Origin of the sequence: Rhodococcus sp. 105337 (assembly GCF_012844225.1) — a bacterium.
Lineage (GTDB): Bacteria > Actinomycetota > Actinomycetes > Mycobacteriales > Mycobacteriaceae > Rhodococcus.
Genome location: NZ_JABAGQ010000015.1, coordinates 89,421 through 112,614, shown reverse-complemented (window position 1 = coordinate 112,614; position 23,194 = coordinate 89,421). Strand labels below are relative to the sequence as shown.

Here is a 23,194-nt window from a genome sequence, read left to right as displayed (position 1 = left end):
TTGAGACAATCAACCAAGTCGCATACGCGGCCTGAACCGCTCAACCCCACGAGTCAACTGAAGTGGGGGCAGTCCCAAGCGGTCTCCCAACGCCTCTTCCACGGCACCGAGCCGGATCGGGACTCGCAGGAGCGCCGCACGATGTTTGCCGCGTTCGCGGTCGTGCGGCAACTACACGAGATGCTCTGGCACCTCGCGGAGGCGCGGGCACGCACCTTCGATCCCGACGCAGCGCGAGCGGCGCTGCATCTCGCCGAACTCGTCGCACGCACGGCGCGCGGGACGATCGATGCGCTGTTGAGGACGGATGTGAACGCACTGCATGCCCGCGTCGCCCTGGCACTCCGGCAGGTCAGCGAAGAGGTGCGCGCCGGGTATCGGGCGGACGCACGAGCGACCGTGCCCGACGCATATCCGGGTGCCGACCTGGCGGGCAGAGACCTGCGCGCACACAGCCTGTGCGGCGCCGACCTCAGAGGCGCGTGTCTGATCGCGGCAGATCTACGGGGAAGCACCCTGGCCGGTGTCGATCTCCTCGGCGCCGACCTGCGGGATGCCCGGATCGAGGGCGCAGACCTTTCGACCGCACTGTATGTGACGCAGCCACAGATCGCGGCCGCCCGGGGTAGTGCGGACACCACGCTGCCGCACCGCCTCTCACCGCCGGCTCACTGGGGCAGCTAGCGCGTCGATATCGGCCTGGGACGGGGCGGAGTGTCACAGACGTTTCTCCGCTCCGTAACGCCGTCGTCATGCGTGCTATGTTTCATTACATTCGACAGCGATTCACATCATGAAACCCCGCCGCCGAACCACAGGAGTTCCCATGACGCTCGAAGCCACCGACCTCATCTCCCGGCGGTCGCAGTCGACGAACGGTCACCCGCACCCGAGCACTGCGTCCGGCACCATCGCGGACCAGGCCACAGATCTCGCTTCCCTCGCACGCGCCACCGGCACCCGCTTCATCCTGGCCGTCTTCACGACCTTGTCCGGAAAGCCCTGTGCCAAGCTGGTTCCGGTCGAGTCGGCCGACGAACTCCAGAACGACGGTGTCGGATTCGCCGGCTACGCAGCCGGTTCCATCGGCCAGGTGCCGAAAGATCCCGACCTCGTCGCGATCCCCGATCTCTCTTCGTTCACCCCCATCCCCTTCATCCGCGACGGCCTCGCGCTCGTCCACTGCGATCCCCACGTGGAAGGCAAGCCCTGGCCCTTCGCCCCGCGAATCATCCTCGAGAAGGCGCTCGCCGCCGCGGCGGAAAAGGGACTCACGGTCAAGGTCGGCGCCGAGATCGAGTACTTCCTCGTCCAGCGCGACGAGGAGGGGACCCTGCGCACCGCCGATCTCCTCGACACCTCGCGCCAGCCCTGTTACGACGCCCGCGACGTCACCCGCATGTACGAGCACCTCACGTCCATCTCGTCGGCGATGAACACTCTCGGCTGGGGCAACTACGCCAACGACCACGAGGACGGCAACGGCCAGTTCGAACAGAACTTCCGCTACGACGAGGCCCTCGTCACGGCCGACCGTGTGATGACCCTGCGGTACCTGATCTCCGTCCTCGCCGAGCAACGCGGCATGACCGCAACTTTCATGCCCAAGCCCTTCGCCGACCGAACCGGTACCGGCATGCACATGCACATGTCCCTGTGGAACGGCGACCGTGCCGCGTTCCCCGACGCCGGGGACCTCCGGGGGTTGGGCCTGTCCGACCTCGCCTACTCGTTCATCGGCGGAATTCTCGATCACGCGTCCGCCCTGCAGGGCGTGCTGGCACCCACGGTGAACTCGTACAAGCGCACGGGTGCGACCGCGACCACCTCCGGCGCCACCTGGTCGCCGCGTCGTGCGACCTACGGAGGCAACGACCGCACCCACTACATCCGGGTTCCGGACTCCCACCGCGTCGAACTACGAGGCGGTGACGGCTCCACCAATCCGTATCTTGCGATCGCTGCGACGGTGGCCGCCGGACTCGACGGTGTCGAACGCGGACTCGATCCGGGTACGCCGGGTGCGGGCGTCGCCTCCGACGCATTACCGATGACGCTCCTGCACGCCATGGACGCCCTCGCCGCCGATCCCGTCGTCACCGCAGCACTCGATGCTGCCGGACCCGGGGTCGCGGAGTACTTCACCTCCCTCAAACGCGAGGAATTCTTCCAGTGGCACAACACCGTGACGCCGTGGGAGATCGACAACTACCTGACCGCTTTCTGACACCGACCAGGAGAAGACATGTGCGGAATCGTCGGGCTTCACCTCCGTGACGCCTCACTCGAACCACGTCTGGGTAACCTGCTGACAGGCATGCTCGGCCGAATGGTGGACCGTGGACCGGACTCGGCGGGCGTCGCCATCTACGGAGATCCGGCATTCTCCCCGGCGGGACACTCCTCGGTCTCGGTCCTCGGAGCGTCGGCGAATCTTGCCGGCGCCCTGAGGAATGCGCTGGGCGTCTCCGTCACCGGCATCGACCGCTCCCCCACCACCGTGGTCCATGCACCGGTTCCCGCCGCGGCACTGGCGGACGCCGTTCGCAGGGTGGACCCGGGCGCGACCGTGATCGGTTTCGGCGACGAAGTCACCGTCCTCAAGGGAATGGGCAACCCGTTGCTGCTGGCCGAGCGGTTCGGACTTCCCCGGGCGTCGGGTCGTCAGGGCGTCGGCCACACCCGCATGGCCACCGAATCCGCGGTGACGGCAGCGGGCTCCCATCCGTTCGCCGTGGGGCCGGACCAGTGCCTGGTGCACAACGGCTCGTTCTCGAACCATCTTTCCGTGAAACGGGAACTGGAAGACGAGGGCGTGGTGTTCGACAGCGACAACGACACCGAAGTGGGTGCACGCTTCGTGGCCAAGCACCTCGCCGAGGGAGCAGACCTCGACAAGGCGCTCCGTCTGCTCGGGGAGCGGTTCGACGGTTTCTACACGCTGCTCGTCTCCACGGCCGATGCGTTCGCCGTGGTGCGCGATCCGATCGCCTGCAAACCTGCCGTCGTCGCGGAAACGGATTCCTACGTGGCGATGGCTTCCGAATTCCGTGCTCTCGCACATCTTCCCGGGATATCGGACGCACACATCTTCGAACCCGAACCCGAACGGGTCTACGTATGGCACCGCTGACCGGACCCGCATTGCCGCTGCCACTTCGACGCCGGAGAAACTCATGACCACCGACACGCTGCCCACCGCCGCATACGACCTCGACGTGACCACCACCCGGGAACTCAACACGGCGCTCCAGGCGACCGAGGCACCCGCCACCGTGCACGTCACCGATCCACAGGGGCAGCACGCACTGGCGTGCGGACTGAACCGGCCCATAGAGGTGCACATCTCCGGACACGTCGGCTACTACGCAGCCGGGATGAACCAGCATGCCCGCGTGACGATCGACGGCAACGCAGGCGTCGGCGTCGGGGAGAACATGATGTCGGGCACGGTGCGGGTGAAAGGCGACGCGTCCCAATCCGCCGGAGCCACCGCCCACGGCGGCTTGCTCGTGATCGAAGGGAACGCCGCCGCTCGCTGCGGGATCTCGATGAAGGGCGTCGACATCGTCGTCGGCGGCAACATCGGCCACATGAGCGCGTTCATGGGGCAGGCCGGGCGACTGGTCGTACTGGGCGATGCGGGTGAGGCGCTCGGCGATTCGCTGTACGAGGCGCGCATCTACGTGCGGGGCACTGTCGCCTCCCTCGGCGCAGACTGCATCGCCAAACCGATGCGCCCCGAACATCTCGCGGAACTCCGGGAACTGCTCGACGCGGCCGGCTTCGACGCCGATCCCAGCGACTTCACCCGGTACGGCTCCGCCCGCAGCCTCTACCACTTCCATGTGGACAACGCGTCCGCGTACTGATCCCGACCCGCTCGACAGCGAGGAGACTTCCATGACATTCCGGCCCGGTCTGCGCGAATCGGCGACCTTCGACCGCAACGTCGTTCACGAGATCCAGCGTGCCGCCGACACCGGCATCTACGACATTCGTGGCTGGGGCGCCAAACGCAAGGTCCCACACTTCGACGACTTGCTGTTCCTCGGTTCGTCGATGTCGCGGTACCCCCTGGAGGGATACCGGGAGAAGTGCGAGACCGATGTCGTCCTCGGAGATCGTCATGCGAAGTACCCTCTTCACCTGGATATCCCCGTCACCATCGCCGGAATGAGTTTCGGCGCCCTCTCGGGCGGCGCGAAAGATGCGCTCGGACGCGGCGCGAGTGAGGTCGGCACCTCCACCACCACCGGAGACGGCGGCATGACACCGGAGGAACGCGGCCAATCCAAATACCTGGTCTACCAATACCTTCCGTCTCGGTACGGGATGAATCCCGACGACCTGCGCAAGGCCGACGCCATCGAGATCGTGCTCGGTCAGGGCGCCAAGCCCGGTGGCGGTGGAATGTTGCTCGGCCAGAAGATCACCGAGCGGGTGGCCGGAATGCGGACACTGCCCGTGGGTATCGACCAGCGCAGCGCATGCCGGCACCCCGACTGGACCGGACCCGACGACCTCGCGATCAAAATCATCGAACTGCGGGAGATCACCGGCTGGGAGAAGCCGATCTACGTCAAGGTCGGGGCCACTCGCACGTACTACGACGTCAAGCTCGCCGTGAAGGCCGGCGCGGACGTGATCGTCGTCGACGGCATGCAGGGCGGCACGGCCGCGACCCAGGATGTCTTCATCGAACACGTCGGGATCCCCACGCTCGCTGCCATCCCCCAGGCCGTGCAGGCGTTGCAGGAGATGGGAATGCACCGCACTTCGGGTGGTGTACAGCTCATCGTCTCCGGTGGTATCCGGTCGGGCGCCGACGTCGCGAAGGCGATGGCACTCGGCGCCGACGCCGTGGCGATCGGGACCGCCGCGCTGATCGCACTCGGCGACAACGATCCGAAGTACGAGGCGGAGTACGCGAAACTGGGCTCGGCCGCAGGCTTCTACGACGACTTCCAGGACGGCAAGGACCCCGCAGGCATCACGACGCAGGACCCGGAACTGCAGCGCAATTTCGATCCGATCGAGGGTGGACGGCGGCTCGCGAACTACCTGCGCGTCCTCACGATGGAGGCTCAGACCATCGCGCGCGCGTGCGGCAAGTCGCACCTGCGCAATCTCGAACCGCAGGACCTGGTGGCCCTGACGATCGAATCCGCGGCGATGGCCCGCGTGCCCCTCGCGGGCACCGAGTGGATTCCCGGACGAGCGTTCTGACTCTGCGTCCCCGCGGCACCTCCGAGCCTCCGGCCGGAGGTGCCGCGGGCTGTCTACTGCCGGGAAACAGGTTGTAGTCTGCTGATATGACCACACCGGATCGCGCCGTCCTCCACGACACCTCCGGCCGCGAGGTCCCTCGGGACACCCCCACGGGCGTCGATCTCGAACGGGCCATCGCACACCAGGTGCGGGCACTGCGCCTGGCCAGTGGACTGTCGGTCGGCGACATGGCTGCGAAGGTGGGCATCTCCAAGGCGATGCTCTCGAAGATCGAGAACGCGCAGACCTCGTGCAGCCTATCCACCCTCGCACGCCTAGCTGCGGGTCTCGACGTGCCCGTCACCTCCCTGTTCCGGGGTGCCGACGCACACCGCGAGGCCGTGTTCACCAAGAGCGGCCACGGCGCCGAGATCGTCGGCCGCGGTACCCGCGCCGGCCATCACTACGAATTGCTCGGTGCGCTCCGCGGTCAGCACCAGCGTCTCGAACCGGTCCTGGTGACCCTCACCGACGCGAGCGACATCTTCCCTCTCTTCCAGCACCCCGGAACCGAATTGCTGTACATGCTCGAGGGTGAAATGGTCTACGGCCACGGCGATTCCGAATACCGCCTCACGGCCGGCGATTCACTGCTGCTCGACGGCGAGGGCGTCCACGGCCCGAACGAACTCGTCACATTGCCGATCCGGTTCCTCGCGGTGACGGCGTACCCCGACAATCACCAGGGATGACGACGCGCCCCCGCCGGGAGAACCGGCGGGGGCGCATCATCCGTGCACGATCTCGTGGGGTGACCGTCAGGTCGTGGGAACGACGATGTCACGATCCTCCGCGAAATCGGAAGGACGCATCTTCGACGGCGCACCGGCCGCGAACGAATCCATGACGTAGGCGGTTTCACCGTGCACCGGCACGTCGATACCGATCTTCTCGGTCTCGGCATCGACCCGGATACCCATGGTCTTGTCGAGGACCTTGGCGATCAGGAAGGTCACCGCGAACGAATACGCGAAGACCGCAGCCATCGCGACGATCTGGCGACCGAGGAAATCGATGCCGCCGCCGAAGAACAAGCCGTCGACACCCGCGGGCGCAGCGGCCGTTGCGATGAACGCGATGAGGGTCGTGCCGACGACACCGCCCATCAGGTGGATCGCGACGACGTCGAGCGAGTCGTCGTAACCCATCTTGAACTTCCATCCCACCGCGAAGCAGCTGACCGCACCGGAGACGACACCGATCGCGAGAGCACCGAGCGGTGAGACGAGGCTGGCGGCGGGCGTGATGCCGACCAGGGCGGCGATCATGCCGGATACGGCTCCGAGGGTGGTGGCGTGCTTCTCCGTGATGCGTTCCACCAGGATCCAGCCGAGAAGGCCCGCTACCGCGGCGGCCATCGTGTTGAGGACGACGACACCGGCGGTGTGGTTGGCGCCGCCCGCCGATCCGCCGTTGAATCCGAACCAGCCGAACATCAGGATGCCGCCGCCGAGTACGACCAGCGGCAGGCTGTGCGGCCGGGCCACGTGCGGGAAGCCGCGCCGGGCACCGAGGGCGATCGCGACCGCGAGTGCGGCGACTCCCGCGTTCATGTGGACGGCGGTGCCGCCGGCGAAGTCGTGGGCGCCGAGCGTGTTGGCGATCCACCCACCCTTGGTGCCGGCCTCCTCGTCGTCGAATGCGAACACCCAGTGCGCGACCGGGAAGTAGACGAGCACGAGCCAGATTCCGGAGAACACGAGCCAGGCGGAGAACTTCATGCGGTCGGCGACCGCGCCCGCGATGATCGCCACCGTGATTCCTGCGAAGAGGAGGTGGAAGGCCGCGGTGAGTGCGGCCGGAATCCCGCCGGCCGGGTCTTCCTCGAGAAGTGAGGCGAGTCCGACGTCCGTGAACGGATTGCCGATGAGGCCGAGTCCGCCGACGCTGTCGCCGAGCACCGCCGCGGGACCGAAGAAGACCCACACCACGCCCGCTACGGCGAACCCGCCGAGCACCATCATGATCATGTTGAGCGCACTCTTGACACCGAGCATGCCGCCGTAGAACAGCGCGAGGCCCGGGACCATCAGTGCGACGGCCGTGAACGCCGCCAATATCCAGGCGGTATCCGCGGCAGCAAGTGCCTGTTCCATAGGGTCACCTTGTCCAGTCCTGAGGGAAGACCTTTCGGCCCATCGATCGGCGAGAGTCTTTCCTTGTTCATCACCGTTCCCTGAGAGTGGACCGAGCATGTAAACCCGCACGCGCCCACCCCGTGAAGATCTCGTTACAGTGCCGGAGCAGCCCCCCGAGGGCGACCCACCCGGATCTGCCCGACCCCGGGAGCGATCACGCGACGAGTTCCGTATCGTGGGAAGACGACACACCGGAGGTGAACGATGGGACGCGTGACCGCCCGCCGACCTGTCCTGCGCATCACGGCGGACCGGGTGTCGCGGCGACCGGACACCCTCGCCGTCGAGGAACCGCTCGAAATCCGACTCGGCGGCGACGCGTTGACGATCACGATGCGGACGCCCGGTCACGATGTCGATCTGGTGCACGGCTTCCTGTTGAGCGAAGGCATGATCAGCGACCGTGAGGATGTCGCGGCGGTCCGCTACTGCGACGGAGTCGACGAGAACGGGGCCAACACGTACAACGTCCTCGACGTCGCACTGGCCCCCGGCGTCACGATCGGAGAAGGCGTCGGCCGGCGCTCGTTCACCACCACGTCGGCGTGCGGTGTGTGCGGCAAGGAGTCGCTCGATCAGGTGCGCACGCGTACCCGCTTTCCCCTCACCGACGCGGACTCGCCCATGCTCGCGGCCGGAACCCTCACGACGATGCCCGACACCCTGCGCGACAAGCAGCAGGTGTTCGCCTCGACCGGCGGCCTGCACGCGGCGGCACTGTTCACTCCGGACGGCGAACTACTCGCAGTGCGCGAGGACGTCGGACGGCACAACGCGGTCGACAAGGTGCTCGGCTGGGCGCTCACCGACGGCCGCGTCCCGCTCTCGAACAGCGTGCTCATGGTGAGCGGGCGCGCGTCGTTCGAACTCGTCCAGAAGGCGGTCATGGCCGGGGTGCCGGTGCTCGCCGCGGTCTCGGCGCCGTCGTCCCTCGCGGTGGACCTCGCCGCCGAGTCGGGACTGACCCTCGTGGGATTCCTGCGGGGCGACACGATGAACGTCTACACAGCGACCGAGCGCGTCAAGGTCGGCTGAGCAGGCGCGGTCAGTCCACGTTCGGCGCCCACTGAACGCCGTTGATGTGACTGCCGCCGTCGACGAAGAGCGTGTTGCCGGTCAGATATCGGGAGTCGTCACTCGCGAGGAATGCCGCGACGGTGCCGATGTCGTCGAGCGGGTCACCGATCCGGCCCATCGGGTTCGCGGCGGCCTGCGTGGCAGCCATCTCCGGATCGGCCTCCGCCACACGCCGGTAGGCCGCGCTCTGTGCGCCCGGGCAGATCACGTTGCAGCACACCTGCTTCGGCGCCCACTCGCGGGCCGCGGTGCGGGTCATGCTGCGCAACGCTTCTTTCGCGGCGTTGTACGACACCGAGTACATGTGCGCGTTGACGCCGTTGAGGCTGCACATGTTGATCACCCGTCCGGTTCCGTGCCGCGCCAACTCGGGGAACGCGCGTTGCATCGCCCAGAACGCGGCCATCACGGCCATGTCGAAGCCTGCCCGCATCGAGTCCTCCGGTGTCTTCTCCATCCGTGCGAACCCCAGCGACCGCCAGGCGTTGTTGACGAGGATGTCGAGTCGGCCGAACTCCCGGGCGGCAGTGTCCACCATCGCGTGCACCTGCTCCCGATCGGTCACGTCGGTGTGGACGAACTCCGCCCGCACGCCCCACCGGTCGGTGAGCCACCGCGCGGTGTCGGCACCGGCCTCCGCGTCCACGTCGGCGACCAGGATGTCCGCCCCGTCGCGGGCGAGTGCACCGGCGACACCGCGACCGATGCCCATGCCCGCTCCGGTGACGACTGCCACCCGTCCGTCCAGCTTCCCCATGCCGCTTCCTCCCAGATCTGTGATGTCGGTCTGTCGCTGCCGTCAGCGGGGACGGGGAACCGTCTTGTCGATGAACAGTGCCTCCACGGAGACACAGACGGCGCCGTCCGCGGTCTTGATCTCGCCGACCGTCTCGATCTTGCGGCCCTCTTCCCGAACCAGCCGGCCGGTCACGGTCAGCGGTTCGAACAACGGGGTGGGACGGTGGTACCTGACATTGAGTTGCGCGGTCGCCCCACTGCGTCCTGCCCAGGCATTCGCGACACCGAGGGTGTGGTCGATGAGCAGCGCCGCGACACCGCCGTGCACGTGCCCGGGCGGGCCCTGGTACGGGAAGGTCAGCGTCACAACCCCTTCCACCGATCCGTCTTCACGACCGGCGAGCACCAGCGGCGGCGCCAGCGCATTCTCCGGACCGGTGACGGGATCGTGCCGGGTGACGCCCTCTCCGTGCCACATATCGACCAGCCGTTCCTGTACCTCGGGAGCGTGCTCCTCGAGGTGGGCGGCGATACTGTCGAGTTCCTCCGCGACCCGCTCGAGATTCGCGTTGGTGCGGTCGGTACGCAGAAGTGCGTCCACCACGCGCCGGGCGGCGGCGGTGGCCCTGTCGACGGCGGTGTCCTGCGGAGCCGACGTCAGGATCGTGCCGTCGGGCGCATTCCCGACGGTGGGGTGGACGTTCGGATCGACTCTCATCGGATCTCCATCGTGGCGTGGGTGAGCACCGGTTGCCCGTCGCGCTCGGGGCAGGTCGCGAGCACGGTGAGGGTGTCGCCGTCGCGCCACACCGCGGTCTCGATCGTTTCTCCCGGGTACAACGATCCGGCGAACCGCACCGAGAACGTCCGGACACGGGTGGGGTCTCCGTCGAGCACACCGTCGACCACCGCCTTGCAGACGATGCCGTACGAGGCGAGCCCGTGCAGGATCGGCCGGTCGAAACCGGCCATCTTCGCGAATGCCGGGTCCGCGTGCAGCGGGTTCATGTCGGCACTGAGCCGGTACATCAGTGCCTGCTGCGTACTCGTCGGAGACGCGAGGACTGTGTCCGGGCTCCGCTCCGGCACTGCGTGCGACCCATCGGGCCCGGCATCGCCACCGAAGCCGCCCTCCCCTCGGGCCCAGATCTGCATCGCCGTGGTCCACAACGGGTTTCCACCGGAGTCCTGCGCGGACTGCTCGAGCACGATCACCGCCGCCTTGCCCTTGTCCCACACATCGGCGACACGCGACGAAATTGTGGCGGCGCCCGAGGCCGGGATGGGGGCGTGCACGGTGAGGGACTGCCCGCCGTGAAGAATCTTGCGCAGGTCGATGTCGATTCCCGGCAGGTTCAGCCCGGCGGGTGTGACCGCGCCGGCCGAGACGCCTTGTCCCGCAACCATGGCGAATGTCGGAAGGACCTTCAGGTTCTTCTCGTAGACCCATTCCAGCTCGGCCGGGTTCAGCGAGTCGACACCCGCACCCAGACCGAGGTGGTAGAGGATCACGTCCCGTTCGGTCCATCCGGCCTCGCGGACCGTGGGAGCGGCCGTGAGTGCGGCGTTCACGTCGATAGGCATGGTGCGTTCACTTTCCGGGTTCGGGATCGCGGGGCAGACCGAGGATCCGCTCGCCGATGATGTTGAGCTGGACGTTCGTCGTACCGCCGGCAATGGACATGCACTGCACGTTGAGGAACATGTGCGTTGCGGACGAGCGATCCTGCTCACCGACCAGCGAGGCGGGACCGGCCCAGTCCATCGCGAGTTCCCAGACCTGCTGGATGTGTTCGACACCCATCAGCTTGGAGACCGACGACTCGGCACCCGGTTGGCCACCGCTCAAGGAGCGGATGGCGGCGCGTAGCCCCATCAGGCCACCGGACTGCGCGTCGCTCAGCACCTTGCCGAGGACGCTGAGCTGCTCGTCGTCCGGTCCCCCGGGAGCGTTCTCCACCAGTGCCAGCAAGGCCTCGCCGCCGGCCCCGAACGTGGAGTCGTGGGACAGGGACACCCGCTCGTTGGAGAGGGTGGTGCGTGCGAGCTTCCACCCGTCGCCGGGCTCACCGACCAGGCATTCGTCGGGCACGAACACATCGTCGAAGAACACTTCGTTGAACAGAGCTTCACCGGTGATCTCCCGCAACGGCCGGATGTCGAGACCTTCGGTGTTCTTGATGTCGATCAGGAAGTAGGACAGACCCTTGTGCTTGGGTGCGTCCACGTCGGTACGGGCGAGGCAGATGCCCCAGTCCGCGACCCGCGCCATCGACGTCCACACCTTCTGCCCGTTGAGCTTCCAGCCGCCGTCGACCTTGACGGCCTTGGTGGACAGGGCCGCGAGGTCGGAGCCGGCACCGGGCTCGGAGAAGAGCTGGCACCACACGAGATCGCCGCGCAACGACTGCGGGACGAACCGTTCGATCTGCTCGGCGTTGCCGTGCGCGATCAGCGTCGGCACCACCCAGTTGCCGATGATCATGTCGTGTGGTGTGAGCTCTGCTGCGCGCAGCTCCTCGGCGATGACGAGTTGGGTGACGGCGTCGGCAGCCTTGCCCCACGGCTCGGGAAGGTGCGGTGTGGTGTAGCCCTTCTCCGCCAGATACGCCTTCTGCTTCACATCGTCGAGCAGGGTGGCCGGCTCGAGTTCGGCGCGGACGTCCGCTCGGATCTGCTCCGCCTCGGGTGGAAGGTCGACCGTGAGCACCCGGCGGGCACCGGCGCGCGTGAGAGCAGTCACCCGGCGACGCCAGGACGCCGTGGAGCCCAACAGGATTCGCAGAGAATGAGCGCGCCGCATGTAGAGGTGGGCGGGGTGATCCCAGGTGTAACCGATACCGCCGAGAACCTGGATGCAGCTCTTGGTGACCTGGAATGCCGCTTCCGGGGCGACGGACGCAGCGACGGCTACGGCGAGCGAGGCCTCATCGGCGGAAATGTCCTCGCCCAGTGCGCGAGTCGCATCCCACGTCGTGACGCGGGCTTGCTCGGTGTGACAGAGCATTCGTGCGACGGTGTGCTTGACGCCTTGGAACTGGCCGATGACACGGCCGAACTGCCGGCGCACCCGCGCATAGTCCGCGGCGGTCGTGGTGGCCCAGTCCGCGAGGCCGGCCGCCTCGGCTGCGAAGAACGTTGCGGCGATGTCGAGTACCCGGCCGGGGTCCACGGTCAGCACGTCATCATCGGAGAGGGCCAGCCCGTCCGCGGTGATCTCGGCGTTGCGCCGCACCACGTCGTAACTCGGCAGGTCCGTGACGCCGATACGGTCACGAGCGACCACCACGAATGCGCGCTCGCCCCCGTCGTCGGCGGCGAGCAGGAACACGTCGGCCACCTGGCCACCGAGCACGACTCCCGATGTGCCGGACAGGCTGACCGAGGCTCCGTCGCGAACGATGCGCAGCCGGCCCGGCTGCAGCGACACCGCACCGTACAGTGCACCGTTCGCCAGTCCCTCGAGTTCCGCTCGACGCCCCGCCTCGTTCAGAACCGCGGACGTGATCACCGTCGGGAGGAACGGTCCGGGCACCATGGCTCGGCCCAGTTCCTCGGCGACAACAGCGGTTTCGAGATAACCGAAGCCGGCGCCGCCGACGTCTTCCGGCAGATGCAGTCCCAGCATGCCGAGGTCGGCGAACGAACCCCAGAACGACGGCCGGGTCTCCGCCTCGGCATCGACAGCCGCGCGGATCACCTCGGGCGTCGCGTGTCGTGCCGCCCAGCCGCGTACGGAATCACGAAGCTCGCGGTCCTCGTCACTCAATCCCAAAGTCATGAACGGGTCCCTTGATAGAAGATCACGGCGTCAGATGCGCTCGATGACGGTGGCTGTGGACAGTGCGCCGCCTGCGCACATCGTGATCAGTGCGGTCGAGCGATTCGACCGCTCGAGCTCGTGCAGAGCACTGGTGATCAGTCGCGCTCCGGTGGAGCCCACCGGATGCCCGAGGGCGATGGCACCGCCGTTGACGTTGACCTTGCTCAGGTCGGCCTTGTGCACCTGTGCCCAGGACAGCACGACCGAGGCGAACGCTTCGTTGATCTCGACGAGATCGATGTCCGACAACGACATTCCGGTGCGGTCGAGCACCGCCCGAGTGGAGTCGATCGGTCCGTCGAGGTGGTAGTACGGGTCCGAGCCCACCAGGGTGGACGCGAGGATGCGGGCGCGTGGCCGCAACCCCGCCTCCCGTGCTTTGTCCTCGCTCATCAGCAGGACTGCGGCAGCACCGTCGCTGACCTGTGAGGAGTTGCCGGCGGTGTGGATACCACCCTCGATCACGGGCTTCAACCCCGCGAGGGCGTCCGCGGAGGTGTCGCGGAGACCACCGTCGCGCGTCACGGTGGCGACCTCACCGGTGGGTTCTCCGTCCTTCGTCACGACCGGCGCGTCGACCGGCACGATTTCACGGTCGAACCGTCCCTCGGCCCACGCATTCGCGGCGCGACGTTGCGACTCCAGCCCGAAGGCGTCGACATCGGCGCGCGTGATGCCACGGTTGGCGGCGATCCGCTCCGCCGAGGTGAACTGGTCGCCCATGTCGATCGACCAGTCGGCCGGGTACGGGTTACCCGTGCCGGGTGCGTTGGCCTGCCCGAGGAAAACTCGGCTCATCACTTCGACGCCGCAACCGATACCGGCGTCGATCTGCCCGGACGCGATCAGTCCCGCAACCATGTGCACCGCCTGCTGCGACGAACCGCACGCGCAGTCGATGGTGGTGGCGGCGGCCGTGTACGGGAGGCCGGCGTGCAGCCACGCCTGCCGGGTGACGTTGTTGGACTGCTCCCCCGCCTGCGTGACCGCGCCACCGACCAGCTGGCCGATCTGCCCGGCGGGGAGTCCGGTGCGGTCCAGCACTGCTTTCTGGGCGGCGCCCAGAAGCACTGCGGGGTGCACTCCGGCCAGCTGTCCGCGGCGGCGGCCGATCGGCGTACGTGCGGCCTCGACGATGACGACGTTGCTCATGCCACTCCTGAAGTGTCGGCGTTTCTGAAATTTATTCTATTTCTGTCACCGGCCGGAGTTTCGGACTTGTCCCGGCAAGCGGGACTTGCAGTACGAGAGGAGGCTTCGCCTGATGCCGCCGCAGCTCATCCGTTCTATCGAGGCCTGCCCACCGACAGATCCACGAGGAGCAGGTCGCAGGCGACGCGCAGGTCCGATTCGACTTCCGGGATGGAGGTCCGGCCGTTGAGTGCCCCCTGGACGAGACCGAACCACAGGGCGACCACCAGCCGCACCACCGTCGCATCTCGCACCGTGGGCTCGGAGATTCCCGCCGCCGCAAGGAGCAGTCGATCGAAGTGCTGATCGATTTTCGCGACATCGGGAATGGTGGCGGCATTCGACGACGACGCGGACCGGATCATGGCGTTCGCCAGGAGCGGCGTACGCACCAGCGCCCGCGTCGCCTGCAGTAATGCCTGGTAGACGGCATCGGACGGCGAGGCCGGGGCAGAGGGACGCCGGGACAACTGGATGCCCATGCGGTCGATCTGGTCGACCATCACCGCGACGAACAAGTGGGTCTTGGACGGGAAATAGCGATAGAGCGTGCCGATCGCGACCCCTGCCGCCTTGGCGACGTCCTGCATTTGTACGCGCTCGAGTTCTTTGTCCCCCGCCAGTCGTGCCGCAGCCGTCAGGATCCGGTCGTATCGCGCGTGCTGTTCCGTCGAGCTGGGCTCCGCCGCGTCGCGTGCCGCCCCGATCCTGGGCATCTCGCATCCCCCTTCGTTCACCTCGGACGAAAGCAGAGCGTAGATCCTCACCCCTACCGTCCCGGGCGGTTCGGGTACCGGTCAGTGAGATCTCGCACCTCGTCGCCTCCTGCGAAGCGACCGGAACGGGGATTCGAACACACTGGGCGCAAACACTTTTCGCTCGTTGTCCGCACTCGGGTGGCGACGCGCATCAGCGGAGGTCATCCCCGCCGCGACAATGCACCACCGGCGACGGAGACCCCGGTAGCGGCGGTCGCGGCACTCCCGCCCAGTGAGACCGTACGACCCGTCCGGACCCACCCGAGGACCAAACTAGAATGAATATCACTTTTCCTGCGGGCTCCAGCTCGGCACGGAAACGAACACGGGAGACGAACGCATGGGTGAAACAGTCGGTTTGGCCGGTCGTACCGCAGTAGTAACAGGCGCCGGAGCCGGGCTCGGCCGGGCCGAGGCTCTCGCACTGGCTGCCGCCGGTGCCGCCGTCGTCGTCAACGACATGGGCGACGCCGCACACCAGGTCGCGGAAGAGATCGTCGCATCGGGCGGGCAGGCAATCGCCGTCACCGGCGACGTCTCCGACTGGTCGCTCGGAGGACGCCTCGTCGAAGAGTCCGTCAAGGCATTCGGTTCGTTCGACATCCTCGTCAACAACGCCGGCATTCTCCGCGACAAAATGATCTTCAACCTCACCGAATCCGATTGGGACGACGTGATTCGCGTGCACCTCAAGGGTCACGCCGCGACGTCTCACGCCGCCGCCGTCCATTGGCGCGCCGCCAGCAAGGAAACCGGTGGTCCCGTGTACGGCCGGGTCATCAACACCTCGTCGGAGGCATTCCTCTTCGGCTCTGCCGGACAGCCCAACTACTCGGCCGCCAAGGCAGGCATCACTGCCCTGACCTTGTCCACCGCACAGGGACTCTCCCGCTACGGCGTCACTGCAAACGCCATCTGCCCGCGCGCCCGGACGGCCATGACCGCCGAGGCGTTCGGAGAGGCCGACGCTGCGAACACCGGTCTCGACCCGCTCGCGCCCGAACGCGTCGGCACCCTCGTCACGTACCTTGCCTCCCCCGCCTCGCACGAGATCAACGGCCAGGTGTTCGTGGTGTACGGCAAGATGGTCGCGCTCATGGACTCCCCGAAGGTCGAGAACCGTTTCGACGCAGCAGGCTCCGCATTCACCGTGGAGGAACTCGACGAACAGCTGTCGTCGTACTTCACCGGACGCGGGAAGTACGAGAACTACGCCGCCTACAGCATCGCGGAACTGGAGAAGACTGCCCTCGCGGTCGACTGATCACGCCCCGAGCTACGGCGCGACCTTCACCCGAACAGACCTCGGCCCCGGCAGGAATCCTGCCGGGGCCGAGTCGTTCGAAGAGCCGTTGCCCGAAGGCGGTCAGGCCGACTTCTCGCGACGGTCACGATCTGTCTTGCGCGGGACGATCGTCGGAAGCACGTTGTCGGTGACCGTCTCGGCGGTGACCACAACCTTCTCGACGTCGTCGCGGCTGGGGATGTCGTACATGACGGGCAGGAGGACTTCCTCCATGATGGCGCGGAGACCGCGAGCGCCCGTGCCCCGCAGGATTGCCTGGTCCGCTATCGCCTCGAGGCCGTCCTGCGAGAACTCGAGTTCGACGCCGTCCATCTCGAACAGGCGGACGTACTGCTTGACGAGTGCGTTCTTCGGCTCGGACAGGATCTCGACGAGCGATTCCTTGTCGAGATTCGTCACCGATGCCACGATCGGCAGACGGCCGATGAACTCCGGGATCAGACCGAACTTGATGAGGTCTTCGGGCATGACGTCGGCGAAGTGATCGGTGGTGTCGATCTCGGCCTTCGAGCGCACCTCTGCACCGAACCCGATGCCGCGCTTGCCGATCCGGTCGGAGACGATCCGCTCGAGTCCCGCGAACGCGCCCGCGACGATGAACAGCACATTCGTGGTGTCGATCTGGATGAATTCCTGGTGGGGGTGCTTGCGCCCGCCCTGTGGGGGCACCGAAGCCTGGGTGCCTTCGAGAATCTTCAGCAGGGCTTGCTGCACGCCCTCACCCGACACGTCGCGCGTGATGGACGGGTTTTCGCTCTTGCGAGCGATCTTGTCGACCTCGTCGATGTAGATGATGCCGGTCTCGGCGCGCTTGACGTCGTAGTCCGCTGCCTGGATCAGCTTGAGGAGGATGTTCTCGACATCCTCGCCGACATATCCCGCCTCGGTGAGAGCGGTGGCGTCGGCGATCGCGAACGGCACGTTGAGCATCTTCGCGAGGGTCTGGGCGAGGTACGTCTTGCCGCAGCCGGTGGGCCCCAGCAGCAGAATGTTGGACTTGGCCAGTTCGACGGTCTCGCCACGAGCGTCGCGGGCCTTGTCGCCGGCCTGGATGCGCTTGTAGTGGTTGTAGACCGCGACGGCGAGCGTCCGCTTGGCGGAGTCCTGGCCGATGACGTAGTTGTCGAGGAAGTCCCGGATCTCGGCAGGCTTGGGTAGCTCGTCGAGCTTGACCTCACTGGTTTCGGCGAGTTCTTCCTCGATGATCTCGTTGCAGAGGTCGATGCACTCGTCGCAGATGTAGACACCGGGACCCGCAATGAGCTTCTTGACCTGCTTCTGACTCTTTCCGCAGAACGAGCACTTGAGCAGATCTCCGCCGTCACCGATACGTGCCATCTGTCAGGTCCCTACTTCCTCGTGTGCGTGCAACTGCTGCCGCGATTCTCGTTGCGCGCCGGCCCTGGGAACGGGCCGTTGGCTCGACCGTACCCGGAGTCCGGCAGTCGGGTCGACCGCTTCTCGGCGTTTCCGGCCATATTTATATGCCCTGCACATGGTGCCGATCACAATTGCACATCGGCCCGACCCGGACCGCGAGACACGCGGTCGGGCCGGGCCGTTCGGCTACTTCTGTGCGGAGAGCTTCCGGTATTCCAGGACGTTGTCGATCAATCCGTATTCGACGGCCTCCGCGGCGGTCAGGATCTTGTCACGATCGGTGTCCTTGCGGATCTGATCCGCGTCCTTGCCGGTGTGCCGCGCGAGCGTCGTCTCCATGAGGCGCCGCATCCGCTCGATCTCCGCGGCCTGGATCTCGAGGTCCGAGACCTGGCCCTGGATTCCGCCGGTCGAGGGCTGGTGGATGAGCACACGCGCGTTGGGCAGCGCGAGGCGCTTACCCGGAGTGCCGGCAGCGAGGAGCACCGCTGCTGCCGACGCGGCCTGCCCGAGGCACACCGTGGTGATGTCGGCGCGGACGTACTGCATCGTGTCGTAGATGGCCATCAGCGAGGTGAACGAGCCACCGGGCGAGTTGATGTACATCGTGATGTCGCGGTCCGGGTCGAGCGACTCGAGCACCAGCAGCTGCGCCATGACGTCATTGGCCGACGCATCGTCGACCTGCACGCCGAGGAAGATGATGCGTTCCTCGAACAGCTTGTTGTACGGGTTGGATTCCTTGACGCCGTAGCTCGAGTGCTCGATGAACGAGGGCAGGATGTAGCGGCTCGCCGGGGAAGCCGGAGCTTGGCCGCCGAGCTGGCGCGGATCGAACATGTTGGTCATCGCTTCTCCAAGAATTCGTGGGGCGTGGAGCGGGTCGGTGGATCCCGGGGATCAGTTGCCGGTGCCGCCGGCCTGCTGGGCCCGTGCGACGACGTGGTCGACGAAGCCGTACTCGAGTGCTTCCTTGGCCGTGAACCACCGGTCGCGGTCGGAGTCCGCGGTGATCTGCTCGACGCTCTGCCCGGTGTGCTCGGCGATCAGCTCTGCCATCTCCCGCTTGGTGTGCGCGAACTGCTCCGCCATGATCGCGATGTCGCTCGCGGTGCCACCGATCCCTGCGGACGGCTGGTGCATCATGATCCGCGCGTGCGGAAGCGCGTAACGCTTGCCCTTGGTACCTGCAGCCAACAGGAACTGGCCCATCGAGGCAGCCAGACCCATCGCGAACGTCGCGACGTCGCACTCGACGAACTTCATCGTGTCGTAGATCGCCATACCCGCGGTGACCGAACCACCCGGGGAGTTGATGTACAGCGAGATGTCGCGGTTGGGGTCCTCCGCGGACAGCAGGAGGATCTGCGCGCAGAGCTTGTTGGCGATGTCGTCGTCGACCTGGGTGCCGAGGAAGATGATCCGCTCGCGGAGCAGGCGTTCGTACACCGAGTCGCTGAGATTGAGCCCAGCGGTGGCCGAGGTCATCGTCGGACCGATGGATGTCGCCGGATTCTGATGAGTCACGGGTACCTGCCTTCTCGTCAATCGTGGATTGCTGACACTGACACTAACCAAGAGGGGCGGGACCGGATGCCGGGTGCCGCCCCTCTTCGCTCAAAGCGGAAAAAAACCGACTACTCGGAGGCCGAATCCTCGGTGCTCTCGGCAGCCGAATCCTCGGCATCCGCGTCGTCCTTCTTGGTGCCGAACAGCTCGCTCGTGTCGACCGACGCACCGGTGGTGTCGGTGACGGTCACGCGATCGACCACCGAGCCGAGCGCCTTGCCGCGACGCACGTCGGCGAACACCGCGCCGAGCTGGTTGGCCTGGCTGATCTGCTGAATGAACTGCTCGGGCGGGATGCCGTAGCGCTGCGCCTGGAAGAAGATCCGCTCGGTCAGCTCCTGCTGCTCGACGGTGGTGCCCTCTGCCTCGGCGATCGCGTCCAGCAGCAGCTGGGTCTTCACGGAACGCTCGGCCGACTCGCGAGCCTCCTTGTCGAACTCCTCGCGGCTCGAACCCTGAGCCTCGAGCAGCTTGTCGAGCTGGGCTTCGTCGTGGTCGAGCTCGTGGATCGCGTCGTGGACCGCGCTGTCGACCTCGGCCTGGACGACCGCGTCGGGGAGCGGGATCTCGACGGTGTCGAGGAGAACCTCGAGGACCTTGTCGCGGATCTGGCCGGCCTGCTCGACCTTCTTGACGCGCTCGACGCGCTCACGCAGGTCGGCGGTCAGCTCGTCGATGGTGTCGAACTCGCTCGCGAGCTGCGCGAAGTCGTCGTCGGCCTCGGGGAGCTCGCGCTCCTTGACCGAGTTCACCTTGACGGTGACGACCGCTTCCTTGCCGGCGAACTCGCCCGCCAGGAGGGTGGAGTTGAAGTCCTTCGACTCACCGGCGGAGGTGCCGATTATCGCGTCGTCGAGTCCGTCGATGAGCTGTCCGGAACCGACCTCGTGGGACAGACCCTCGGTGGCGGCCTCGGTGACCTCTTCACCGTCGACGGTCGCCGACAGGTCGATGGAGACGAAGTCGCCGTTCTGCACGGGACGTTCGACGCCCTTGAGGGTGCCGAAGCGCTGACGCAGCGACAGCAGCTGCTCCTCGATGTCCTCGTCCGTGATCTCGACGGGGTCGACGGTGACGGCGATCTCGGAGAAGTCCGGCAGGGTGATCTCGGGACGCACGTCGACCTCGGCGTTGAAGACGAGCTCCACGTTGTCCTCGAGCTTGGTCACGTCGATCTCGGGCTGGCCCAGGACCTTGACCTCGTTGCTGGTCACAGCCTCGTTGTAGCGGGACTGGATGGCGTCGTTGACGACCTGCTCGAGCACGGCGCCGCGTCCGACACGGGCCTCGAGGATCTTGCGGGGCGCCTTGCCCGGACGGAAGCCCGGGATGCGCACCTGTCCTGCGAGGGACTGGAAGGCGCGGTCGAAATCAGGCTGGAGTTCCTCGAAGGGCACCTCAACGTTGATACGGACTCGCGTCGGGCTCAGCTGCTCGACGGTGCTCTTCACGGGACATGCTCCTTCTGTCGTGCTGTCTGGTCGGTCGTTCGTGTCACTACTGAGCGCGCTGACGCCGTTCGATCTGGTCGGGATGACAGGATTCGAACCTGCGACCCTCCGCTCCCAAAGCGGATGCGCTACCAAGCTGCGCCACATCCCGTCACCGGCTACCCCTAGAGCATCCCTGGGGACCCGCAGCAGAATCCTACGGCCCCCCGATTATGAAATCCAAAGCGAGGTTCGGTACAGTCTCATCCTGCACGGAGCGGACACCGCGGAAACGGTGAAAGCAACGGCAACGGGGATGTAGCTCAATGGTAGAGCCCCAGTCTTCCAAACTGGCTACGCGGGTTCGATTCCCGTCATCCCCTCCAGGGCAAACGTCCGCCGACCACCAGGTCGGCGGACGTTTTGTCGTTTCCGTCCCGGTCTGCGCGCCGGCGACGGCGGATCACCGTTTCGACTCGAATCCGCGATGCGCCACACAAGATCGTGTCGCGGGCCGGATCGTGTGAGAGCGTCCCCACTGTGACCGACCGACCCGACCGCGACGGAACCACCGTTCCCGTGCCGCGTTCGGTCGTCGTGGCGGTCGTCGCCCTCGACGCCGTTCCGGACTGGGATCGCGTCACCGGCATGCTGGCACCGGGAAATCACGAAGCGCCGAGCTTCCGGCACCGGGTCGTCGACGTGCCGTTCGGGCTCGAAGCTCCGCGATGGGCCGGCGACCCCGATTCCGATCCGCCGTGGCACCTCGACCGGGTGTCCTTACCCCCGCACGCCACGTTCGCCGACGTACTCGACTTCGCGGGCACCGCTCCCCCGACACCGGCCGTGCGGCACCCTCTGTGGGGGCTGACACTGCTCGACGGACTGACGGGCGGGCGGTCTGCCCTGGTGATCCGATTGCATCACCTCGCGGCCCCCGACGACACGGGCGATCCCGTCCGGTCGTGGGCACGCTCGGCCACACGCGGACTGGCCCGCACTGCGACTTCCGTCGTGAAGACTCTTCTGGGAGAACCCGCAGACACCCCGGATGGGCGCACGGCGTCCGACCACTCCTCTCACCGGCACTTGCCGTACCGGCTTCATGTGGTCGACGTTCCGCTCGCAGACCTCCGGGTCGCAACCGACCGGTCGAACTGCGGACTCGAGAGCGGCTTCGCCGCCGCGATGCTGCTCGCGTGCGCTGCATACCAGCACCGCCAGGGGCGTAAGGCCGACAACCTGCGCGCCGCAATTCCGGTGTCCACGAGCCACCCCGTCACGGTCGAGTTGCTCGACAGTGCTTCGAACCCGGAAGAACTGATGCGCCGGATCGAGACGGATCGCACCAGTTTTCCCGACGGCGCGGACTCACGTCCCGCGGGTGGCCGGGGATTGCGCGGAGAACCGGTGACCACACTGTCGAACAGCGAGGCGCTCTTCGGCGCGCACGACGTACTGACCGCCACCCTCCCCGGGTCGAGCGCGCCGCTCTACATCGGTGGCGCGAAAGTCGAGCGGTATTACGGTTTCGGCCCGACGCACGGCGCCGCGTTCAACGCGACGCTCATGTCGTACCGGGCGGGATGCGGGATCGGGGTCACCGTCGATCCCGTCGCGGTGCCGGATCGGGACGTGTTCGACGAATGCCTACGCATCGGAGTCGACGCTGTCGTCGGCTCGGCCGGCGATCCCGGCGTCGACCCGGCCGCTGGTCAGTCCGGCTGACACGTCGGGCACCAGAAGAGGTTCCGCGCACCCATCACCTTGTGCAGCACCGGGGTCCCGCACACACGACAGGGCTCACCGGTACGGCGGTACACGTACGTGCGGGGACGGTCCTTCGCATAGGAGGGCATCCCGTCGTCGTGTTCGGTGCGGACGACGTGCATTCGCCCGCGCTGCGCCCCCACTTCCATGAGTTCGACGAGATCGCTCCACAGCGCATCGAATTCGTCGCGTGTGAGATCGCGTCCGGGCCGACCGGGATGAATGTTGTGGCGGAACAACACTTCCGCGCGATAGACGTTGCCGACCCCGGCGATCACGGATTGATCCATCAGCAGCGAGCCGATCGGGCTGCGGGAGCGGCTCATTCGTGTCCACACCCGCTCCGCGTCGGCGTCCGGACGCAGCGGATCCGGTCCGAGGCGCGCCTCGATCGCGTCGACCTCACCCTCGGTGAGCACCTCGCACGCCGCAGGACCGCGCAGGTCGCTGCCGTGACGAGCACCGATCATCCGCATGCGGACCTGCCCCACCGGTTCGCCCAGCGGCAACTCCGTGTCGGTGAAGGCTCCGTAGATACCGAGGTGGACATGCACCGCGAGGCCACCGTCGTAATGATGGAACAGATGCTTGCCCCACGCGTCGACGTGGACGAGGACCCGCCCGTCGACTGCCCGGGCACCGTCCTCGAAGCGTCCCTGGGGACTGGACACCCGCACCGGCGCACCCGAATACCACTCGGTGTGCAACCGGGCGAGCCGGTGCAGGATATGTCCTTCGGGCAC

General features: G+C 66.8%; 21 protein-coding genes and 2 tRNA genes. 10 read left to right on the top strand and 13 right to left on the bottom strand.

The annotated features are described in order from the left end of the window. The 6 genes from HF886_RS19550 to HF886_RS19525 all read left to right on the top strand — a co-directional run. The coding region (locus HF886_RS19550) for a pentapeptide repeat-containing protein (RefSeq protein ID WP_346765419.1) at positions 1–684 on the top strand (684 nt) is incomplete at its 5' end. A gap of 142 nt (positions 685–826) precedes the next feature. Beyond that, positions 827–2,227, top strand: a complete 1,401-nt coding sequence (gene glnT, locus HF886_RS19545) for a type III glutamate--ammonia ligase (protein WP_169653226.1) — start codon at positions 827–829, stop codon at positions 2,225–2,227. An 18-nt stretch (positions 2,228–2,245) separates the two neighbouring features. After that, on the top strand, positions 2,246–3,133 hold the full coding sequence (locus HF886_RS19540; RefSeq protein ID WP_169653225.1) for a glutamine amidotransferase: 888 nt from the start codon (positions 2,246–2,248) through the stop codon (positions 3,131–3,133). 43 nt (positions 3,134–3,176) lie between these two features. Further along, the gene (locus HF886_RS19535) at positions 3,177–3,872 is read left to right on the top strand and encodes a protein glxC (RefSeq protein WP_169653224.1); all 696 of its coding nucleotides are present in this window, start codon (positions 3,177–3,179) and stop codon (positions 3,870–3,872) included. 31 nt (positions 3,873–3,903) lie between these two features. After that, a complete protein-coding gene (locus tag HF886_RS19530) occupies positions 3,904–5,229 on the top strand; it encodes an FMN-binding glutamate synthase family protein (protein ID WP_169653223.1) in 1,326 nt (441 codons plus the stop codon). 86 nt (positions 5,230–5,315) lie between these two features. Further along, positions 5,316–5,963 (top strand): XRE family transcriptional regulator, encoded by a 648-nt coding sequence (locus HF886_RS19525; RefSeq protein ID WP_169620487.1) that lies wholly within the window; start codon positions 5,316–5,318, stop codon positions 5,961–5,963. Positions 5,964–6,029: 66 nt separating this feature from the next. Here the strand turns inward: HF886_RS19525 and HF886_RS19520 are convergent, their stop codons facing one another. Continuing rightward, positions 6,030–7,367 (bottom strand): ammonium transporter, encoded by a 1,338-nt coding sequence (locus tag HF886_RS19520; protein WP_169620486.1) that lies wholly within the window; start codon positions 7,365–7,367, stop codon positions 6,030–6,032. A gap of 246 nt (positions 7,368–7,613) precedes the next feature. Between HF886_RS19520 and fdhD the strand changes: the two genes are divergently transcribed. Beyond that, positions 7,614–8,444 carry a formate dehydrogenase accessory sulfurtransferase FdhD gene (fdhD, locus tag HF886_RS19515; RefSeq protein WP_169620485.1) on the top strand — a complete coding sequence of 277 codons (831 nt, stop codon included), beginning with the start codon at positions 7,614–7,616 and terminating at the stop codon, positions 8,442–8,444. A 10-nt stretch (positions 8,445–8,454) separates the two neighbouring features. Here fdhD and HF886_RS19510 read toward each other — a convergent pair whose 3' ends face one another. The 6 genes from HF886_RS19510 to HF886_RS19485 form a co-directional block, all read right to left on the bottom strand. After that, positions 8,455–9,243: an SDR family oxidoreductase gene (locus HF886_RS19510; protein WP_169620484.1), complete on the bottom strand. Its 789-nt coding sequence runs from the start codon at positions 9,241–9,243 to the stop codon at positions 8,455–8,457. A 42-nt stretch (positions 9,244–9,285) separates the two neighbouring features. Continuing rightward, positions 9,286–9,942 carry a PaaI family thioesterase gene (locus tag HF886_RS19505; RefSeq protein WP_169653222.1) on the bottom strand — a complete coding sequence of 219 codons (657 nt, stop codon included), beginning with the start codon at positions 9,940–9,942 and terminating at the stop codon, positions 9,286–9,288. Further along, positions 9,939–10,808 (bottom strand): MaoC/PaaZ C-terminal domain-containing protein, encoded by an 870-nt coding sequence (locus HF886_RS19500; protein ID WP_169653221.1) that lies wholly within the window; start codon positions 10,806–10,808, stop codon positions 9,939–9,941. Before HF886_RS19500 ends, HF886_RS19505 begins: the two co-directional genes overlap by 4 nt. A gap of 7 nt (positions 10,809–10,815) precedes the next feature. Next, on the bottom strand, positions 10,816–13,005 hold the full coding sequence (locus tag HF886_RS19495) for an acyl-CoA dehydrogenase (protein WP_169653220.1): 2,190 nt from the start codon (positions 13,003–13,005) through the stop codon (positions 10,816–10,818). A 30-nt stretch (positions 13,006–13,035) separates the two neighbouring features. Continuing rightward, entirely contained in the window at positions 13,036–14,199 is a 1,164-nt protein-coding gene (locus HF886_RS19490; protein WP_169653219.1) for a steroid 3-ketoacyl-CoA thiolase, read from the bottom strand. 134 nt (positions 14,200–14,333) lie between these two features. Continuing rightward, the gene (locus HF886_RS19485) at positions 14,334–14,954 is read right to left on the bottom strand and encodes a TetR family transcriptional regulator (protein WP_169653218.1); all 621 of its coding nucleotides are present in this window, start codon (positions 14,952–14,954) and stop codon (positions 14,334–14,336) included. A gap of 382 nt (positions 14,955–15,336) precedes the next feature. On the opposite strand from HF886_RS19485, the gene HF886_RS19480 reads away from it, so the two are divergent. Then, on the top strand, positions 15,337–16,260 hold the full coding sequence (locus tag HF886_RS19480) for a 3-oxoacyl-ACP reductase (RefSeq protein WP_169620478.1): 924 nt from the start codon (positions 15,337–15,339) through the stop codon (positions 16,258–16,260). A gap of 102 nt (positions 16,261–16,362) precedes the next feature. On the opposite strand, the gene clpX is transcribed toward HF886_RS19480, so the two are convergent. The 5 genes from clpX to HF886_RS19455 all read right to left on the bottom strand — a co-directional run bounded on the left by clpX (position 16,363) and on the right by HF886_RS19455 (position 20,853). Further along, a complete protein-coding gene (gene clpX, locus HF886_RS19475; protein WP_169620477.1) occupies positions 16,363–17,640 on the bottom strand; it encodes an ATP-dependent Clp protease ATP-binding subunit ClpX in 1,278 nt (425 codons plus the stop codon). 228 nt (positions 17,641–17,868) lie between these two features. Continuing rightward, positions 17,869–18,531 carry an ATP-dependent Clp protease proteolytic subunit gene (locus HF886_RS19470; protein ID WP_169620476.1) on the bottom strand — a complete coding sequence of 221 codons (663 nt, stop codon included), beginning with the start codon at positions 18,529–18,531 and terminating at the stop codon, positions 17,869–17,871. A 51-nt stretch (positions 18,532–18,582) separates the two neighbouring features. Next, on the bottom strand, positions 18,583–19,209 hold the full coding sequence (locus HF886_RS19465; protein ID WP_169620475.1) for an ATP-dependent Clp protease proteolytic subunit: 627 nt from the start codon (positions 19,207–19,209) through the stop codon (positions 18,583–18,585). Positions 19,210–19,319: 110 nt separating this feature from the next. Beyond that, positions 19,320–20,702 carry a trigger factor gene (tig, locus tag HF886_RS19460; RefSeq protein ID WP_169620474.1) on the bottom strand — a complete coding sequence of 461 codons (1,383 nt, stop codon included), beginning with the start codon at positions 20,700–20,702 and terminating at the stop codon, positions 19,320–19,322. A 74-nt stretch (positions 20,703–20,776) separates the two neighbouring features. Continuing rightward, positions 20,777–20,853: transfer RNA gene (locus HF886_RS19455), tRNA-Pro, on the bottom strand. A gap of 140 nt (positions 20,854–20,993) precedes the next feature. Here HF886_RS19455 and HF886_RS19450 point away from each other — a divergent pair. Both HF886_RS19450 and HF886_RS19445 read left to right on the top strand, forming a co-directional pair. Continuing rightward, positions 20,994–21,067: transfer RNA gene (locus HF886_RS19450), tRNA-Gly, on the top strand. A 154-nt stretch (positions 21,068–21,221) separates the two neighbouring features. Further along, positions 21,222–22,409, top strand: a complete 1,188-nt coding sequence (locus tag HF886_RS19445) for a wax ester/triacylglycerol synthase domain-containing protein (protein WP_346765418.1) — start codon at positions 21,222–21,224, stop codon at positions 22,407–22,409. Here HF886_RS19445 and HF886_RS19440 read toward each other — a convergent pair. Then, entirely contained in the window at positions 22,397–23,194 is a 798-nt protein-coding gene (locus tag HF886_RS19440) for an Fpg/Nei family DNA glycosylase (RefSeq protein WP_169653217.1), read from the bottom strand. The genes HF886_RS19445 and HF886_RS19440 overlap by 13 nt on opposite strands.